Source organism: Methylobacterium guangdongense (assembly GCF_038442355.1).
Classification (GTDB): Bacteria; Pseudomonadota; Alphaproteobacteria; order Rhizobiales; family Beijerinckiaceae; genus Methylobacterium; species Methylobacterium guangdongense.
The window spans coordinates 63,416-79,988 of record NZ_JBBXMX010000008.1 but is presented as its reverse complement, the minus strand read 5'-3'; the positions used below and the strand labels follow the sequence as shown (position 1 = coordinate 79,988).

Genomic DNA, 16,573 nt, shown 5'->3' with positions numbered 1-16,573 from the left:
TTCTCGCGCCCGGCCCCTTGGCTGGCCGGCGCCCAGGAGCCGCGATCGGTTCATGATGACATCCCGCGCCCGCCGGAGCGTCTCGGCGCTTGCCCTTCTGCTCGCCGCCGGTCTGCCGCAGGCCGTGCTGGCCGCGCAGCCGAAGGAATCGGTCCCGGTGACCGACTACGAGCCCGCGGATTCGCTGGAGGGCAACTTCCTCTCCGCCTACATCGCGGGTGCGGCCCGGGACACGGCGGCGGCCGCCACCTACTACCGCGAGGCCGTGAAGGCCGACCCGCGCAACGCCGAACTCGTCGAGCGCGCCTTCATCTCGCTCCTGGCCGACGGCGCCCTGCCGGATGCGTTCCGCACCGCCGAGAAGCTGATCGCCCGCGATCCCACCAACGGGCTCGCCAACCTCTCCCTCGGGGTGCGCCAGATCAAGGCCGGCCAATGGGCCGCCGCCCGCCAGAACTTTTCGCGCAGCGGCCGGGGCGCGGCGACCGATCTCACCGCCACGCTGCTCACCGCCTGGTCGTATGCCGGCGCGGGCGACGGCAAGAAGGCGCTGGAGACCGTCAACAAGCTCCGCGGCGAGCGCTACTACAACACCTTCCGCGACTACCATGCCGGCCTGATCGCCTCGGTGACCGGCGACAACGCCGAGGCCGAGCGGCGCCTCAAGGCGGCCTACGACGCCGACCACAACACCCTGCGCATCGTCGACGCCTATGCACGCTTGGAGGCCAGCCTCGGCCGCACCGACCTCGCGATCCAGGCCTATTCGGATTTCGACCAGCTCTCGCCCCGCCACCCGCTGGTGCGCGACGCCCTCGACAAGCTGAAGGCCGGCAAGCCCCTCACGCGGCTGATCGCCAACGCCCAGGAGGGTGCCGCCGAGGTGCTGTATGGGCTGGGCTCGGCGGGCTCGACGCAGGGCGATGAATTGCCCGCCGTGATCTACCTGCGGCTCGCCCTCTACCTCGCCCCCGACCATGCGCTGGCCCGGCTGACGCTGGCCGACACGCTCGACCGGATGAAGCAGCCGGAGCGCGCCAACGAGGCCTACGCGCAGATCCCGGCCAATTCTCCGCTCAAGCTCAACGCCGACATCCAGGTCGGCCTGAACCTGGAGCAGATGGGCAAGGGCGACGAGGCGCTGGAGCACCTCGACGCCACCATGAAGGCGCATCCCGACGACATCGACGTCATCACGGCGCTCGGCAACGTCCAGCGGGCGCGCAAGAAGTACGAGGAGGCGGCCGCCACCTACACCCGCGCCATCGACCTGATCGGCAACCGGCCGCAGTCCAATTACTGGACGACCTACTACTTCCGCGGCACCGCCTACGAGCGCGCCAAGCAATGGCCGAAGGCCGAGGCGGACCTGAAGAAGGCGCTGTCCCTGGTGCCGGCCAGCCAGCCGGCCGCCAAGGCGCAGGTGATGAACTATCTGGGCTATTCCTGGGTCGACCAGAACACCAACATCGACGAGGCGTTCAAGCTGCTGCAGCAGGCGGTCGATGCCAGCCCGCGCGACGGCATGATCGTCGACAGCCTCGGCTGGGCCTATTACCGCCTCGGCCGCTGGGACGACGCGGTGCGGGAGCTGGAGAAGGCCGTCGAGCTGAAGCCCGGCGATCCGACCATCAACGATCACCTGGGCGACGCCTACTGGCGCGCGGGCCGGCGGCTGGAGGGCAAGTTCCAGTGGCAGCACGCCAAGGACCTGAACCCCGAGCCGGACGACCTCGCGCAGATCAACGCGAAGCTGAAGGACGGCCTGCCCGAGATCGAGAAGCCGACCGCCACCGCCGAGACGGTGCCGGCCCCGGTGGCCGCCCCGCACAACGCCGAGAACCCGGAACTCCCGAAGGGGGCGCCGCAGCCCCACGAGGCGCCGGGTGCGGCCGACAAGGCCAAGAAGTCGGGGGGGTGAGCAGCCTCCTACCCAAACCCTTATCCTGAGGTGCCAGAGCGTAGCGGAAGTCTCGAAGGAGCCCTTCAGGGATCGCAGCGTCTTCTGGAGGCCTCCTTCGAGGCCTCCGCTACGCTTCGGCACCTCAGGATGAGGGGGATTGTTTGGAGGGCGGTTGCGCAGCCGGGCGTTTCGCCAGTTGCTGCAAGGCGTCCCAATCCTCTCGGATCAGTGCTTCCTTCTTGGCGCGGCTCCAGCCCTTGAGCCGGCGTTCAGCCGCGATGGCATCGGTGATGCGGTCAAACTGTTCGGCATAAACCAGCGTCACAGGTCGGCGCCGACTGGTATAGCCGGGATACGTGCCGGCCTGATGCTCGCTGAGCCGCTTGTCCAAGCTTTCGCCCCGAGCAGAGCCGACATAGTAGCTGCCGTCTGAGCAGCGCAGCATGTACACAAAGGCTGCCACGACCCGATTCGTCCCAGCGAAGGAGCAAAAGCCTAGCCGGATTCGGAGATCCAACCCACACACCTCATCCTGAGGTGCCGGAGCGCAGCGGAGGCCTCGAAGGAGCCCTCCAGCCGGCCACGCGATCTCCGGAGAACTCCTTCGAGGCCCGCTGACGTAGGCACCTTAGGACGAGGGCGTGGGTAGGAAAGCCGGCCTGGCGACGCCCTGCAGCCCTGTTTCAGCCTGCAGACCAAAAAACTTGTTTTGTCCGCCACCTCATAAAAATCGACGCGCTTTTCCCGTCCGTTTGTCGCACACTGCGCAGCCGTTCGCGGGCGGCCGCCCGCACAGGTGGACATCCGCACGGCAACAGCCGGCGGCGGGCTCCGGGCCCGTGATTCAGGGAGGGAACGCCCATGCCGTCAGATATCGAGATCGCCCGCGCCGCGACCCTGAAGCCAATCGCGCAGGTCGCCGAAAAGCTCGGCATCCCGGATGACGCGCTCCACCATTACGGCAAGCACATCGCCAAGATCGACCACGGCTACATCGCCGGGCTGGAGAACAAGAAGCCCGGCAAGCTCGTGCTGGTCACCGCGATCTCCCCGACCCCGGCCGGCGAGGGCAAGACCACCACCACGGTGGGCCTCGGCGACGCCCTGAACCGCATCGGCGAGAAGACCATGATCTGCCTGCGCGAGCCCTCGCTGGGCCCGTGCTTCGGCATGAAAGGGGGAGCTGCCGGCGGCGGCAAGGCGCAGGTCGTGCCGATGGAGCAGATCAACCTGCACTTCACCGGCGACTTCCACGCCATCACGGCGGCCCACAGCCTCGCGGCCGCGCTGATCGACAACCACGTCTACTGGGCGAACGAGCTCAACATCGACGTCCGCCGCATCCATTGGCGCCGCGTCGTCGACATGAACGACCGGGCGCTCCGCCAGATCACCCAGTCGCTCGGCGGCGTCGCCAACGGCTTCCCGCGGGAGGACGGGTTCGACATCACCGTGGCCTCCGAGGTGATGGCGGTGTTCTGCCTCGCCAAGGACCTTGCCGACCTCGAAGAGCGCCTCGGCCGGATCGTCATCGCCGAGACCCGGGACCGCAAGCTCGTCACCCTCAAGGACGTGAAGGCGACCGGCGCCATGACGGTGCTGCTCAAGGACGCCCTGCAGCCGAACCTCGTGCAGACGCTGGAGGGCAACCCGGCGCTGATCCATGGCGGCCCCTTCGCCAACATCGCCCATGGCTGCAACTCGGTGATCGCCACCCGGGCCGGCCTGCGGCTCGCCGACTACACGGTGACGGAGGCCGGCTTCGGCGCCGATCTCGGCGCGGAAAAGTTCCTGGACATCAAGTGCCGGCAGGCCGGCCTCACCCCCTCGGCGGTCGTGGTGGTGGCCACGATCCGCGCCCTCAAGATGCATGGCGGCGTCGACAAGAAGAACCTCGGGGGTGAGAACCTCGACGCCCTGGAGAAGGGGTTTGCGAATCTGGCCCGGCACGTCACCAACCTGCGCGGCTTCGGCCTGCCGGTGGTGGTCGGCGTCAACCACTTCTACGCCGACACCGATGCCGAGCACGCCAAGCTCAAGGAATTGTGCCGCGAGCGGCTCGACGTCGAGGCGATCACCTGCCGCCACTGGGCGGAGGGCGGGGCCGGCGCCGAGGAGCTGGCCCGCGCGGTGGTGAAGCTTGCCCAAGCCGAGCCGGCGCCGATCCGGCACGCCTACGAGACCGAGAGCCGCCTCACCGACAAGATCCGGGCGATCGCCACCAAGCTCTACGGCGCCGCCGACATCCAGATCGAAACCAAGGCCGCCGGGAAGCTCGCCACCTTCGAGAAGGACGGCTACGGCCACCTGCCGATCTGCATGGCCAAGACCCAGTACTCGTTCTCCACCGACCCGACCCTGATGGGCGCCCCCGAGGGCCACATCGTCGGCGTGCGCGACGTCCGGCTCTCGGCCGGCGCCGGCTTCGTGGTGGCGATCTGCGGGGAGATCATGACCATGCCGGGCCTGCCCCGGGTGCCGGCCGCCGACACGATCCGGCTCGATGCCAACGGGCAGATCGACGGGCTGTTCTGAGATTGGTTCCGCGCACCGCGGGCCGGCTTCATCAGGGGCTGGTCACGGGCGCGTGGGGCTATCCCAAGGGTTCAGCAGGGGTACGCCAGTCGTCGCAAAGTCGGCGACGTTGCGGGTTACCACCGTCATGCCCCGGACGAGCGCCGTGGCGGCCATCAACCCATCGCGGTAGGGGCGGGGATCTGGAACGTGCAGGCGTGCGCTGCGCCGAGCGACGGCTGCGTCGACGGGCAGAAGGCGATCGGAGAAGGTCGGCAGGACATGATCCTCCAGCCACGCGCGCAGAAGCGCCCCCTGAGCCGGATCCCTGCGTTCAACCTGCAGAATCCCGATCTCCAGTTCCTGGACGACGATCACCGAGAGAAAGAGATCGCTTGCCGGTATCGCGCTCGCCCAGGCTGTGACCCGTGGATCGGCCCTGCCGGTCCGCGCCTTGCGCAGTTCTGACACGACGTTGGTGTCGAGCAGGAACATCAGGAGAAGTCGGCCGCCCTGGGTAGATCGCCGGAACGCGGAAACTCGATCTCGACATCCTCGATACCGGCTGGCCACCCTAAAGCCTCGACGATACTGGGCTGCTGTCTTGTCAGTCGCTGATACTCGGCAATGCTGAGCAGGACATGGGCGGGTTTGCCGCGGTCCGTGATGAAGACTGGCCCCTCGGCTGCTGCCTTTTTGGCGCGGCCCGTATCCTGATTGAATTCTCGGCTCGTGAGGGTGGTGACTGCCATGCTCAAGGCCCGGATAAGATCGAACGGCTCTTGTAGAAACGTTACTACAAATTTCCGGTCCAAGCAACGGCGGCCGTCCGCAGGGCGCTGCCCTGAACCCGCAAATGGTCGAAGACCAGCCCTTTCAAGGTGTTTGAGCTGCTTGCAAGGATCGCGATCCGTCGCCCGAACGTATTCAAGCAGCACCGCCTTTTCCCCTCCCCCTTGCGGGGAGGGGCCAGGGGTGGGGGTGGTGCAGAATCGAGCGGCCCGGTGCCTTCTGCACCACCCCCACCTCCGACTCCTCCCCGCAAGGGGAGGAGCGCGCGCTCTGCCGGCGTCCAAGTGATCCTGCAAACACCTCAAAAGGGCTGGTCAAAGACCTTTTGAAACCAGAACTTACGCGCCCCCGAACAGCGCCACCGCCAACCGCGAATGGTCCTCGCGCAGGCGAGCCACATCGACCCCCACCGGCTGCCCGTCGATCACCCGCCAGCGCCCCGCCACCATCACCCGGTCGGCCCGGGTGGCGCCGCACAGGACCAGAGCCGCCAGCGGATCGTGGGCACCGGAGAAGCGTAAGTCGTCCAGGGTGAACAGCGCGAGATCCGCCTCCCGCCCCGGCTCGATCCGACCGATATCGGAGCGGCCCAGGCACGCCGCCGAGCCCTCGCTCGCCCAGCGCAGCGCGTCGAGATGCGTCACCGCCTCCGCGCCATAGGTAAGCCGGCTCAGCATCACGGCGTGGCGCACGCCCTCCATCAGGTTCGAGCTGTCGTTCGAGGCCGAGCCGTCGACCCCGAGACCGACGGGGGACCCCGCCGCTTCCAGCTCGCAGGTGCGGCAGCGGCCCGACGCCAGGGTCATGTTGGAGGTCGGGCAGTGGCACACGCCGACCCCCGCCTTGCCGAGCCGGGCGACCTCCGCGTCGTTGAAATGGATGCCGTGGGCGAGCCAGACCCGATCGTTCAGCCAGCCGACCTCCTCCAGGTACTCCACCGGCCGGCACTGGAACATCACCTGGCAGTAATCGTCCTCGTCGAGCGTCTCGCCGAGATGGGTGTGCAGGCGGGCTCCGTGCCGGGCGGCCAGATCCGCGCTCTCGCGCATCAGGCGCTTGGTCACCGCGAACGGCGAGCAGGGGGCGAGCCCGATCTGCACCATGGCGCCGGGGGCGGGGTCGTGGAACAGGTTCAGCACCCGCTCGCTGTCGGCGAGAATCGTGTCGTCGTCCTGCGTCAGCGCCTGGGGCGGCAGGCCGCCCTCCCGGTCGGACAGGCTCATCGAGCCGCGGGTCACGAAGGCGCGGATGCCGAGCGCCCGGGCCTCGTCCACCTGGACGTCGACCGAATCCTCCAGCCCCTTCGGGAACAGGTAGTGGTGGTCGCCCGCCGTGGTGCAGCCCGAGAGCAGCAGCTCCGTGTAGGCCACCCGGGTGGCCAGCCGGAACGCCTCCGGGGTGATCCGCCCCCAGATCGTGTAGAGCGCCTTCAGCCAGGGAAAGAGCGGCTTGTTGATCGCGATCGGATGGGCACGCGTCAGCGTCTGGAAGGCGTGGTGGTGGGTGTTGATCAACCCCGGGATGACCACGTGGCGCGACGCGTCGAAGGTCTCGTCCACCGGGCGGCCGGGCCGGGCGCCCGCCGCCACGTGCTCGACGATCCGGGTGCCCTCCACCACGATCCCGCCCTCGGCCCCCGCGGCCAGGATGGCGAGCGGGTCGCGGATCCACACGCGGTGGGAGGCTGGTTCAGCTGCTTGCGCCATGCGTCCGACCGCTCCTGTTCACCCGACGACCCTGCGTAGCGGAGGGACCGGATGGCCCGCAACACTCTCCTCGGGCAGACTGTTTCCGGGGGCCGGCCAGGGTTGACGGACCCGGGCCGCCTTGAGAAACGTCATGGGGACTGACCTATCACCCGTTGGGAGCGGCCGCCCCGTGACACGGACAGCCCCGCGCCAGGAGACTTTCACGGAGTCCTTCGCGGCGAAACCCGTCCCGGGCGCCGCGCCGGCCGCCCTCGGCAGCGACGACCTGATCGAACTCCTGTTCTTCGCCTACCGCGACTTCGTGGGCGACCCCGACCGGATCCTGTCGGCCTACGGCTTCGGCCGGGCGCACCACCGGGTGCTGCACTTCGTCGACCGCTATCCCGGCCTGACCATCGCCGAACTCCTCGATATCCTGCGGATCACCAAGCAGAGCCTCAACCGGGTGCTCAAGGACCTGATCGGCCAGGGCTACGTCGTGCAGAAGCCGGGTGCGAGCGACCGGCGCCAGCGCCTCCTGTACTGCACGGAATCGGGGGCGGAGCTGGCGGCCGACCTGACCCGCGTCCAGGCCCGCCGCCTCGCCCGGGCGCTGGCCGCGCCGGATGCCCGGGGCTCGCCGGAGGATTTTCTGATGGCGATGATCGAGCCCGAGGACCGGCCGGCGGTCCAGAGCCTGATGGCGCGGCGCGGGACGCGCGCGCGCTCCGCCGAAGGGGACACCGGTTCGGCGCAACACAGAGTGAGACCCGTTCCCGATCGCAACGGAATCGGGAACGGATCGCGCGGGGGCGGCGCATGAGTCATCCCGCCCGGGCCGACCTGCCCGACGAGGCCCCGCACGTCCTCGTGGTGGACGACGACCGCCGCCTGCGCGAATTGCTGGCCCGTTATCTGACCGACCAGGGGTTCCGGGTCACCGCGGCGGCGAGCGCCGCCGAGGCCCGGGCCCGGGCGCAGAGCGTGGTGTTCGACGCCATGGTGCTCGACGTGATGATGCCGGGCGAGAACGGCTTCGATTACGCGCGCAGCGTGCGCGAGACCTCCCGGGTGCCGATCCTGATGCTCACCGCCCGCTCCAACCCGAACGACCGGGTGATGGGCCTGGAGATCGGGGCGGACGATTACCTGCCCAAGCCCTTCGAGCCCCGGGAGCTGACGCTCCGGCTCAGCAACATCATCAAGCGCAGCCCGCGCCCCCGCGAGGCGGCGCCCGAGACCGTGACGTTCGGGCCCTTCGCGTTCCGGATCGACCGGGGCGAATTGCGCCGGGACGACGAGCTGATCCGCATCACCGAACGCGAGCGCGAGATCCTGACCATCCTGGCGTTGGCAGGCGGCGCCAACGTGGAGCGCGAGCAGCTCGCGGGGAGCGGAGGCGTGGCCGCCGAGCGCACCGTCGACGTGCAGATCAACCGCCTGCGCCGCAAGACCGAGGTCGATCCCGCCAACCCGGTCTTTTTGCAGACGGTGCGGGGGGTGGGCTACCGGCTCGCGGTGGATTGAGACGCCGGGATCTGAACGAAAACGGCTTCGCCGGGGAAACCGCCGCTGTGCGTGGATGTCCGACGGTCCGCTATCGGGCGGCACGGCAAGGGAGCGGACCACGTCTCCGCGCGTGCCCATGGGGGCGTGCCGTCATGGGTGCGCACCGGCAGCGGTGCGGTCGGACGGGTGCAGGCTGGAAGTCGCGCTCACGCCACCGTCCGGGCAACCGCTCGCGCTCATGGCAGCCATGCAGATTCTCACGGCGCCGTGACCGAAAGGGCAGGTTGGTGTACGTCCACTCTTCAACCAGGAGTAGAGGCGCATGGACCGGACACAACGCCTTCTGCGATCCTTGACCAAGGGCGCGCGTATCATCGAGGTTGGGCCGAGCTTCAGTCCGCTTGCCCCCAAGCGCGATGGCTGGAACACTTTCGTGGTCGATCACGCCTCCCGAGAGGCGTTGCGGACCAAGTACGCTGATCAGGATGTATCGCGGATCGAAGAGGTCGACTTTGTCTGGCAGCGCGGGTCTATCGTCGACGCTGTGCCGGACGATCAACATGGCACCTTCGATGCCTTCATCGCCAGCCACGTCATCGAGCATACCCCAGATATCGTGACCTTTCTTCAGGCCGCGCAGACCCTAATCAAACCGGATGGCATCGTCATCCTGGCGGCGCCCGACAAGCGCAAGTGCTTCGATTTCTATCGCCACCCGTCGTCCACCGCCGATGCGATCGAAGCCTTCTGTCAGCGCCGCGATCGCCATTCGGTTCGTACCCACATCGACTATGCACTGAACATGGCGCACAAGCCGGGCGGCGAAGGAGCTTGGCACGGCGCAGATACGCGACCGATCAGTCCGGTCTCTTCAGTCTCAGACGAGCCAAACTGGCGGCTTGCGGCAGGACTGCCGCACTATACGGACGCGCATGCTTGGGTGTTCGTCCCGGCAAGCTTTCAGCTCATGATCTTGGAACTCGCCGCGGCAGGCTACATCGACCTCCGGGTAGAGGAGGTGACTGAAGCCGAGGCCACCGAATTCTACGCTTGGCTCCGGAAAGGCCGGGAACCTCTGCCGCAAGGCGACCTTCAAGCGAAACGCAAGCAGTTGATGGACTGCATCATCATCGAACTGGCCGAGCAGTCTCGGCAGATCACGGCCAGTCCGTTCAACACGGCCCAATCCGCTGAAGATGCGGCAGCCCGACTCGCTGAAGCTGAATTCCGGGTCGAGGCCATTCAGGCCGTTCTGGAAGCTGCCCGGGCCAGCACGGACCGGCGCGGTCTCAATCGAAGGAAGTTTCAGGGTCTGATCGCCGAAGCGAGCCGGTCGATCCCGTCCACGGGTCCGGAAACCGTCAAACATCTCGTCCTGCTCACCGAGGCGCGCAGGGTGTTGGGGTTGCCACACGGGCTTTCGGGCGCCGCGTTCGAGGCCCGTGAGCCCAAAAAACAGATCGCGTGAACGTGAGGTCGGGCGAGCGGCCACGCTATGATCGACCTGCGGCCGCCTCTGAGGGGCGCCACGAACGGTCCGCATGACCGCCACGGGTCGCGCGCCGCCACCGCACGCGCACCGCTGTTCAGGTCAGGCTTCGCAGGAGCAGCGGCGTGGGGCGTCACACCGCCCGGGGCTCGTCGGGTTTCAGCTTGAGCGCCTTGGCGATTCGGGTCGACAGCCCGCCCACCAGGGCGACGTCGGCCCGGGGTTCGGCGAGGCCGCGCACGGCCTCCAGGGCCTCCTCGGCATTCGGCTTCATCACCGCGTAGACCACCGGGCGCGGCGCCTTGCGGGCCCGCTCCGGCGTCACAGCGACCAGGAAGGTGGTGTAGCGTCTCCGCAGGCGACCGGGCATGCCCTTGGATGGCATGGCAACTTGACATCGCCAAGACGTCGACCCCTTGCCGGGGCCTGATCCGTCGCGCGATCCCCCGGCAAGACCGGGCGCCCGCCTCAGCTCACGGTGAGATCGAGGTCGGGCAGCGGCAATCCGTCGATCCGGGCCTGCCAGGACTGACCGGGCGCCACCGGCAACGCGTCGGTCAGGGTGCCGGTCGTGACGATCTCGCCGGCCGCGAGGGGCGGGGAGGACGGATCGTCAGCCAGCACATCGACGAGGTGGCCGAGGGCGGCGAGCGGGCCGGTGCCCATCACGTTCCGGCCGCTGCCCCGCTCGGCCAGCGCCCCGTCCCGTCGCAGAGCGACGGAAAACCGTTCGAGCCGCTCGATCCAGGCCGGCCGCTCGGCCGCGGTGATCGGCACCCGCGTGCCGACGACCAGCAGCCCGTGCAACCCGAAGGCCGCGACCGTGTCGGGGGCCGCGAAGCGCCAGCCCGGATAGAGCGACTGCACGATCTCGAAACCCGCGGCCGCCCAGGCGACGCATCCGATCAGCGCCCGGGCGTCCATGCCGGGTTCCGGGGCGCGGGCGAGCCCGAACACGATCTCCGGCTCGATGCGCGGCTCGACGAAGGCGGCGAGCGCCACGGGGCCGGCGAGGGCCGAGCGGTCGCGCAGGGTCGTATCGTAGACGTGGCCCCAGATCGGCGCGCGGACGCCGTACCGGTCCCAGAGGGTCGTGTTGGTGAAGCCGATCTTGCGGCCGACCGCCCGCTCGCCCCGGGCGGCCCGCAGGCGGCACACCGCCTCGGCCACCCGGTAGGCCGCCGGCAGGTCGAAGGTCGGGTCCCAGTCGGTCAGCGGCGCGATCGGGCGGCGATGCTCGTGCGCGGCCAGGATGGTCCGGGCATGGGTGGCGGCCGGGATGGGGACGGTCATTGAGCGTGGCTCCCGAAACCGACCCTCGGTGAGGGGCGACCGGTCGTTTGTCCAGCGCGGATGGCGGGCGGGCGTCGGTTCGGCCGTCAGGGCCTCCGGACCGTCGTGGTCACGGGCTCGCCGACCGGGCCGCGAGGTGATCGAGCAGGATGTGGGGCACCGTGAGGGCGGACAGCATCCGGAGCGTCACGGTCAGGAGGTTGGCCACCGCATCCGGTGCGCCGGCGGCGTAGAGCGGCCAGAGTCCGGCGCCCAGGCCGAGGGTCAGGGCGAAGATCGGCAGCGCAGCCCGGACCGCCCGCGGCATCGTGTCGATGCCCGGAGCCTTCATCGGATCGCGCACCAGCGCCCGCATGTGCCGGGGCGCATGGAGGCCGATGAAGTACAGGGTGAAGGCCGTGAGCGGCGGTAGCGCCAGGAAGGCCGCCCCCAGGACAGCCATCTCGGCGCACACCGCCGGCCGCGGCCGGCCGACCAGGAGCCAGGCCGCCGCCAGGGCCAGCCAGAGCCAAGCGGCTGCCGACCACCAGCCGGGGAGGTCCGGCATCGGCACGCGGGCGACGACCGCGAAGACGCGCGCCGTCGCCTCCGGATGCAGCAGCGCCGGCAGGGCGACCGGCAGGCCCCCGCGCACGAGGGCTTCGAACGGCCGGCCGGGTCCGGCATCCTCCGTGCCGAAATGCAGGACCGAGATGGCCAGGAACGCCGCCAGGGTGGCCAGGGGGGCGAGCTGCCACGCCAGGAGCACGCCGCCCGCGAGCCCAAGATACGGCACCGCGAAGACCGGAAACCACGCCCGCCCCCAGCGCGGACGCAGCAGGGGTGCCGCCACCGCACCGTCCAGGGCCCCGTGGGGAACCCCGAGAAGGATCACCGCCGTCAGCGCCACCAGCCAAGCGGCGTCGCGCGGCAGGCCCGAAGAGGCGACCAGCCCGAGCCCGACCAGGCCGGCTGCCCCGTGCAGGACGTGAATCCCCGACGGGCGGATGCGGGCGCGGCGCACGCCGACCGCGATCCCGGGACGGGAGACGGAGGCGCGCGCCGCCATCGGCTTCAGGCCGCCCGGCGCAGCGGCGGGGCGGTGACGGGCCCGGCCTTCAGGTCGCGATCGACGGCGCGGGTCGTCTCCAGGGTCGCCATGATGCCGTAGACGACCTTGGCGGTCAGATCGAGGATCGCGATCACCGCCAACGCGACGGTCGGCGACAGGAAGCCGAGGCCGTCCTGACCGACGAGCAGCACGACCGGGTAGGCGCACCAGACACCGGTGAGGAACACGGCGTTGCGCAGGAAGGCCTTGCGCACGTCGGCCCGCTCGCCGGCGTTCTCCTCGCGCAGCTGCACGAAGATCCCGTAGAACACCGCCAGGAAGGCGCCGCACGAGATCGCGAACCACGTCCACTTCACCGCGGCGACGTCGGACAGACCGAACGCGAAGGCCGTCACGATCATGATCAGATCGGAGCCGACCAGCCCCCAGACCACGGCCGGCCGGCGCATGCCGGAATGCATCGCCGTGCGGGCGAGGCCGACGAGCAGCAGGGGCGTGGTGAACGTCCAGTCGATGTAGCGGGCGAAGTAGAACTGGCGCGCGGCCTCGGCCGCATCGGGGCCGGCGGGCAGGACGAGGCTTCCCTGCCCGGTCGCCATGGCGAAGTACGAGCAGGCCGCGATGATCGGCACGATCCCGTGGATGATCCCGTCGGCCTCTTCGGCGGGAGTCCGCCGCTTCGCCAGGATCAGGATCGCGGCGGCGCCCGCCGCCATGCCTGCAAAGCCTAGCCACAACCAGAATTGGGGCGTCATCGAAATCCCGCTGCCTCATGGATGAAATGTCTGCACGCGAACGTTGCAGCGCCTCTCCAATGGGACGGGCATGGAATTGTTTCGGACGACCGGTGTCGCAGCAGGCTGCCGCGCGACGTACCGTCCTACCAGCGCAGCCGCTCGATCACCGCATCGGGACGCACCGCCTGCCGGCCGAGCCAGTCCGCGATGTCGCCCAGCCGATGGTGCTCGGCCGTGACGCCGAGTTCCTCCGCGTGGATGCCCCGGGCGACCAGCAGGCTCGCGATGCCGAAGCCGTGCGCCCCCGCGATATCGGTGCGGATCGCGTCGCCGATCGCCAGGACCCGGGCCGGATCCACGGGGGCGCCGGTCAGGTCGCCGCCTTTGGCGAGCGCCGCCTCGTAGACCGGCCGGTGCGGCTTGCCGGCATAGACCACCGGGCCGCCGATCTCCGCGTAGGCCGCCGCCAGCAGGCCCGCGCAGGGGATCAGCCGGTTGCCGCTCTCCACCACGAGGTCGGGGTTGGCGCAGATCATGGTCAGCCCGCGGGCGGCCAGCCGCGTCAGCTCCGGCCGGTAATCGTCGGCGGTCTCTCTGCGGTCGTCGAACAGGCCGGTGCAGACCACGAGGTCGGCCTCGTCCTCCGGCACGAGGCTGAGGTCCAGGCCCTGGAAGATGCCGAGATCCCGCTCCGGCCCGAGATGCCGGATCCGGGCGCCGGGCCGCGCCGCGATCAGGCCGCGGGTGAGGTCGCCCGAGGTGAGGATCGCGTCGTAGGCCTCCCGCGGCACCCCGAACCGGTCGAGGATCCGCCCCACGCCGTCCCCGGGCCGCGGGGCGTTCGAGACCAGCACCACCCGGCGCGGCCGGTCCCCGGCCAGGCCGCGGAAGCGGATCAGCGCCTCGCCGGCGGGTGCGTGGGCCTTCTGGCCGTCGTGCAGCACGCCCCAGACGTCGCAGAGGATCAGGTCGTACCGGTCGGCGATGGCGCCGAGGCCGTTCAGGGTCGGGATAGCGGTCATCACAAGTCCTGGTTTCAAAAGGTCCGGGACCTTTTGCGGGTGCAGGGCAGCGCCCTGCCAAGACCCAGGGTCTCTGCCCCTGGACCCCGCCAAAGGGCTCGCCCCTTGGCAACCCCTTACCGGCGTTTCGGGCCTAGCCGATGTTCGGCGAAGAAGTCGAGCATCGCCCGGGAGGCGTCGGGGCCGTCGCGGTCCGTGTAGCTGCCCTCGGGGTGGCCGCCCGACCACGCGTGGCCGGCGCCGCGCACCCGCCAATCCTCCACCACGACCCGGCCGGACGAATCGCGGTAGCGGGTGCGGGTGAAGGGATGGCCGCGCCCCTCCATCGTCTCGGAGCGCGCGGTCAGCCCGGTCACGTCGGCCTGGGCCAGCACCTGATCGGCGTTGCGCACGCTCACCGTCCCGTCATCCTCCCCGTGGAAGATGATGGTGGGCACGCGGGTCGCCGGGGCGGGCGCGCCGAACGGCGTCGGCGCGGCGAGCCCGGGCGCCCCGACCTGCATGGCCATCAGGGCCGAGCCGAGGTCCCGGGCGCAGCCGGCCGCGAGGCCGGAATGCACCCCCACGGCGGCGTAGAGATCCGGGTAGGCCCGGGCGATGTTGAGGGCGGCCGCGCCCCCCGCCGACAGGCCGGCGATATAGACCCGGGCCGGGTCGATCGGGTGCTCGGCCATGACCGCGCGGGTGAGGCCCGCGATGATCGCCGGCTCGCCGGAGCCGCGGGCCTGGTCCCGGGGATCGTACCAGTTCCAGCAGCGCTGGGCATGGGCCTGCCGGCTCTGCGCCGGGTAGGCCACGAACACGCCCGCGCGCTCGGCCAGGATGTTCATGCCGGTGCCGGCGGCGAAATCGTCCGGGTTCTGCGTGCAACCGTGTAGCATGACGACGAGCGGCGCCCGGGCATCCGGACGGCTCGGGATGAACAGCTTGTAGTCGCGGCTGCCGGCGGCTTCCGTGTAGCTCAGGGCCACGAAGCGGCCCCCCGGCGGGACGGAGGAGGGGTCGGCGGGCGGGCCGGGCTGCCGCAGAGGCTTGCCCAGGCCCTTCAGGACGGGCGCGAGGCCGCGCACGACCTGGCCGACCACCTCGCGCACCCGCGGGCTGGCGTCCGAGGCCGGATCCCGCGCCGTCCCGGGCCGCGCTTCAGGGGCGGCCGCGTCGCGGCGGGCCTGCGGGGCGCCGCCGAGGCTGCGCTGGATCAGCGCGGTGGCCTCGTCCAGGCGGCCGAGGCCGGTGAGGCGGGTCGCCTCGATCATGTCGGCCCAGGGCGAGGGGCTGGCCCCGTCGGTCGGCTCCCCGCCACGGCTGCCGAGGTCGTCGGTCATGCGTGTGCGCCTCGCTATCTCAGCATTCCTGTCACGGCTGGGACCGACGCGCCGAAGCCACCGCATGGACCATCCTCACCATCCGACCGATGGTACGCCGAGCTTGGATTGTGCGTTGCAATAAACCTCGCCGTGCTGCGCCGCAACACCCCTGCGACGCGGGTCTGCCGGGCGCGTCAGGCCGGCTCGTCGGTGCCGATATAGTCGCCCCAGATCGCGGCGGTGCCGAGGCTCGCCCGGAAGGCATCGTGGCGCACGCGTTCGTCCTCCGTCAGGCGGCTCCGGTAGGAACGCGGGGCCGCGGCGGCCGCCTGCCGGCCGGCCGATCCCCCGGCGGGGGCGACGGTGGCCGCCTCCATGAGCCCGAGGCTGGTCTGCTTGCCGCCGAGCAGCTCGACATAGACCTCGGCCAGGATCTGCGCGTCGAGCAGCGCCCCGTGCTTGGTGCGCTTCGTGTTGTCGATGCCGTAGCGGCTGCACAGGGCATCGAGGTTGTTGGCCGCCCCCGGGTGCTTGCGCCGGGCCATCGGCAGGGTGTCGACCACGTCCTCCAGGCGGATCGGCGGGGGGGCGCGGTCGCCGAGCCGGGCGTATTCCATGTTGAGGAAGCCGACGTCGAAGGGCGCGTTGTGGATCACGAGCCGCCCGTCGCCCAGGAAGTCCAAGAGCTCCCCGACGATCTCGGCGAAGACCGGCTTGTCGGCGAGGAACGCGTCCGACAGGCCGTGGACGTTGAACGCGCCTTCGGAGACCGCCCGCTGCGGGTTGCAGTAGCGGTGGAAGGTCCGGCCCGTGGGGATGTGGTTCAGGAGCTCGACGGCGCCGATCTCGATCAGCCGATCGCCGCCCTTGGCCTCCGTGCCGGTGGTCTCGGTGTCGAGGACGATCTCGCGCAGCATGGGTCTCGCGGCTCGCAGACAAGGGGCAGAGCCTTAGCCTGATAGGCCCTCACGGTTAAGCTCCGGTGCCCCTACCGCGACATGTTGCGGTAGACGCAGACGCGCCCCTGATCCTCGTAGCCGGCCGGGCAGACGGTGACACAGGCGCCGGCCGCGAACTTTTTTGGCGGCGGGCAGGATCCGGCATATTGCGCCTCAGCCGGGGCGACGCCGAGCAGTGCGAGCGCCATCACGGCGAGCAGGCGCCAGGGTCGATTTGAACCAGAGACTCGGAGACGCCGCACCATCGCATCCACCCTGCGATCAGTTCACCCCCGTGAACGACAACCGCAGATATGCAACCGTGTGACC

At 70.0% G+C, this 16,573-nt stretch carries 17 protein-coding genes; 5 read left to right on the top strand and 12 right to left on the bottom strand.

Going from position 1 to position 16,573, the window contains the following annotated elements:
- The first annotated feature begins 52 nt into the window (after nucleotides 1–52).
- On the top strand, nucleotides 53–1,921 hold the full coding sequence (locus AAHG09_RS16540; protein ID WP_342108546.1) for a tetratricopeptide repeat protein: 1,869 nt from the start codon (nucleotides 53–55) through the stop codon (nucleotides 1,919–1,921).
- Between the two features lie 124 nt (nucleotides 1,922–2,045).
- Here the strand turns inward: AAHG09_RS16540 and AAHG09_RS16535 are convergent, their stop codons facing one another.
- Nucleotides 2,046–2,366: a GIY-YIG nuclease family protein gene (locus AAHG09_RS16535; RefSeq protein ID WP_342108545.1), complete on the bottom strand. Its 321-nt coding sequence runs from the start codon at nucleotides 2,364–2,366 to the stop codon at nucleotides 2,046–2,048.
- A gap of 398 nt (nucleotides 2,367–2,764) precedes the next feature.
- Here AAHG09_RS16535 and AAHG09_RS16530 point away from each other — a divergent pair, with 398 nt between their 5' ends.
- Entirely contained in the window at nucleotides 2,765–4,438 is a 1,674-nt protein-coding gene (locus tag AAHG09_RS16530; RefSeq protein WP_342108544.1) for a formate--tetrahydrofolate ligase, read from the top strand.
- Between the two features lie 42 nt (nucleotides 4,439–4,480).
- On the opposite strand, the gene AAHG09_RS16525 is transcribed toward AAHG09_RS16530, so the two are convergent.
- From AAHG09_RS16525 to AAHG09_RS16515, 3 genes are all read right to left on the bottom strand, one after another.
- Nucleotides 4,481–4,912, bottom strand: coding sequence for a type II toxin-antitoxin system VapC family toxin (locus AAHG09_RS16525; RefSeq protein ID WP_342108543.1), 432 nt, complete (start codon nucleotides 4,910–4,912; stop codon nucleotides 4,481–4,483).
- Nucleotides 4,912–5,169: a type II toxin-antitoxin system Phd/YefM family antitoxin gene (locus tag AAHG09_RS16520; protein ID WP_342108542.1), complete on the bottom strand. Its 258-nt coding sequence runs from the start codon at nucleotides 5,167–5,169 to the stop codon at nucleotides 4,912–4,914. The genes AAHG09_RS16525 and AAHG09_RS16520 overlap by 1 nt, the downstream gene beginning before the upstream one ends.
- 378 nt (nucleotides 5,170–5,547) lie before the next feature.
- Nucleotides 5,548–6,915, bottom strand: coding sequence for an 8-oxoguanine deaminase (locus AAHG09_RS16515; protein WP_342108541.1), 1,368 nt, complete (start codon nucleotides 6,913–6,915; stop codon nucleotides 5,548–5,550).
- 133 nt (nucleotides 6,916–7,048) lie between these two features.
- Between AAHG09_RS16515 and AAHG09_RS16510 the strand changes: the two genes are divergently transcribed.
- The 3 genes from AAHG09_RS16510 (at nucleotide 7,049) to AAHG09_RS16500 (ending at nucleotide 9,874) form a co-directional block, all read left to right on the top strand.
- A complete protein-coding gene (locus tag AAHG09_RS16510) occupies nucleotides 7,049–7,720 on the top strand; it encodes a MarR family winged helix-turn-helix transcriptional regulator (protein ID WP_412760050.1) in 672 nt (223 codons plus the stop codon).
- Nucleotides 7,717–8,424 (top strand): response regulator, encoded by a 708-nt coding sequence (locus AAHG09_RS16505; RefSeq protein ID WP_342108539.1) that lies wholly within the window; start codon nucleotides 7,717–7,719, stop codon nucleotides 8,422–8,424. The genes AAHG09_RS16510 and AAHG09_RS16505 overlap by 4 nt, the downstream gene beginning before the upstream one ends.
- A 304-nt stretch (nucleotides 8,425–8,728) precedes the next feature.
- A complete protein-coding gene (locus AAHG09_RS16500; protein ID WP_342108538.1) occupies nucleotides 8,729–9,874 on the top strand; it encodes a class I SAM-dependent methyltransferase in 1,146 nt (381 codons plus the stop codon).
- A gap of 154 nt (nucleotides 9,875–10,028) precedes the next feature.
- Here AAHG09_RS16500 and AAHG09_RS16495 read toward each other — a convergent pair whose 3' ends face one another.
- The 8 genes from AAHG09_RS16495 to AAHG09_RS16460 all read right to left on the bottom strand — a co-directional run bounded on the left by AAHG09_RS16495 (nucleotide 10,029) and on the right by AAHG09_RS16460 (nucleotide 16,452).
- Entirely contained in the window at nucleotides 10,029–10,280 is a 252-nt protein-coding gene (locus AAHG09_RS16495) for a hypothetical protein (RefSeq protein ID WP_342108537.1), read from the bottom strand.
- Nucleotides 10,281–10,363: 83 nt separating this feature from the next.
- Entirely contained in the window at nucleotides 10,364–11,188 is an 825-nt protein-coding gene (locus AAHG09_RS16490) for a 2-keto-4-pentenoate hydratase (protein ID WP_342108536.1), read from the bottom strand.
- Between the two features lie 109 nt (nucleotides 11,189–11,297).
- On the bottom strand, nucleotides 11,298–12,236 hold the full coding sequence (locus AAHG09_RS16485; protein WP_342108535.1) for a Brp/Blh family beta-carotene 15,15'-dioxygenase: 939 nt from the start codon (nucleotides 12,234–12,236) through the stop codon (nucleotides 11,298–11,300).
- 5 nt (nucleotides 12,237–12,241) lie between these two features.
- Nucleotides 12,242–12,994, bottom strand: coding sequence for a bacteriorhodopsin (locus tag AAHG09_RS16480; RefSeq protein ID WP_342108534.1), 753 nt, complete (start codon nucleotides 12,992–12,994; stop codon nucleotides 12,242–12,244).
- A 125-nt stretch (nucleotides 12,995–13,119) separates the two neighbouring features.
- On the bottom strand, nucleotides 13,120–13,998 hold the full coding sequence (locus tag AAHG09_RS16475) for a TIGR01459 family HAD-type hydrolase (RefSeq protein ID WP_342108533.1): 879 nt from the start codon (nucleotides 13,996–13,998) through the stop codon (nucleotides 13,120–13,122).
- A 116-nt stretch (nucleotides 13,999–14,114) separates the two neighbouring features.
- Nucleotides 14,115–15,323, bottom strand: a complete 1,209-nt coding sequence (locus tag AAHG09_RS16470) for an extracellular catalytic domain type 1 short-chain-length polyhydroxyalkanoate depolymerase (protein WP_342108532.1) — start codon at nucleotides 15,321–15,323, stop codon at nucleotides 14,115–14,117.
- Nucleotides 15,324–15,499: 176 nt separating this feature from the next.
- On the bottom strand, nucleotides 15,500–16,222 hold the full coding sequence (gene dnaQ / locus AAHG09_RS16465) for a DNA polymerase III subunit epsilon (protein WP_342108531.1): 723 nt from the start codon (nucleotides 16,220–16,222) through the stop codon (nucleotides 15,500–15,502).
- 71 nt (nucleotides 16,223–16,293) lie between these two features.
- A complete protein-coding gene (locus AAHG09_RS16460; RefSeq protein ID WP_342108530.1) occupies nucleotides 16,294–16,452 on the bottom strand; it encodes a hypothetical protein in 159 nt (52 codons plus the stop codon).
- Nucleotides 16,453–16,573: the final 121 nt, after the last annotated feature.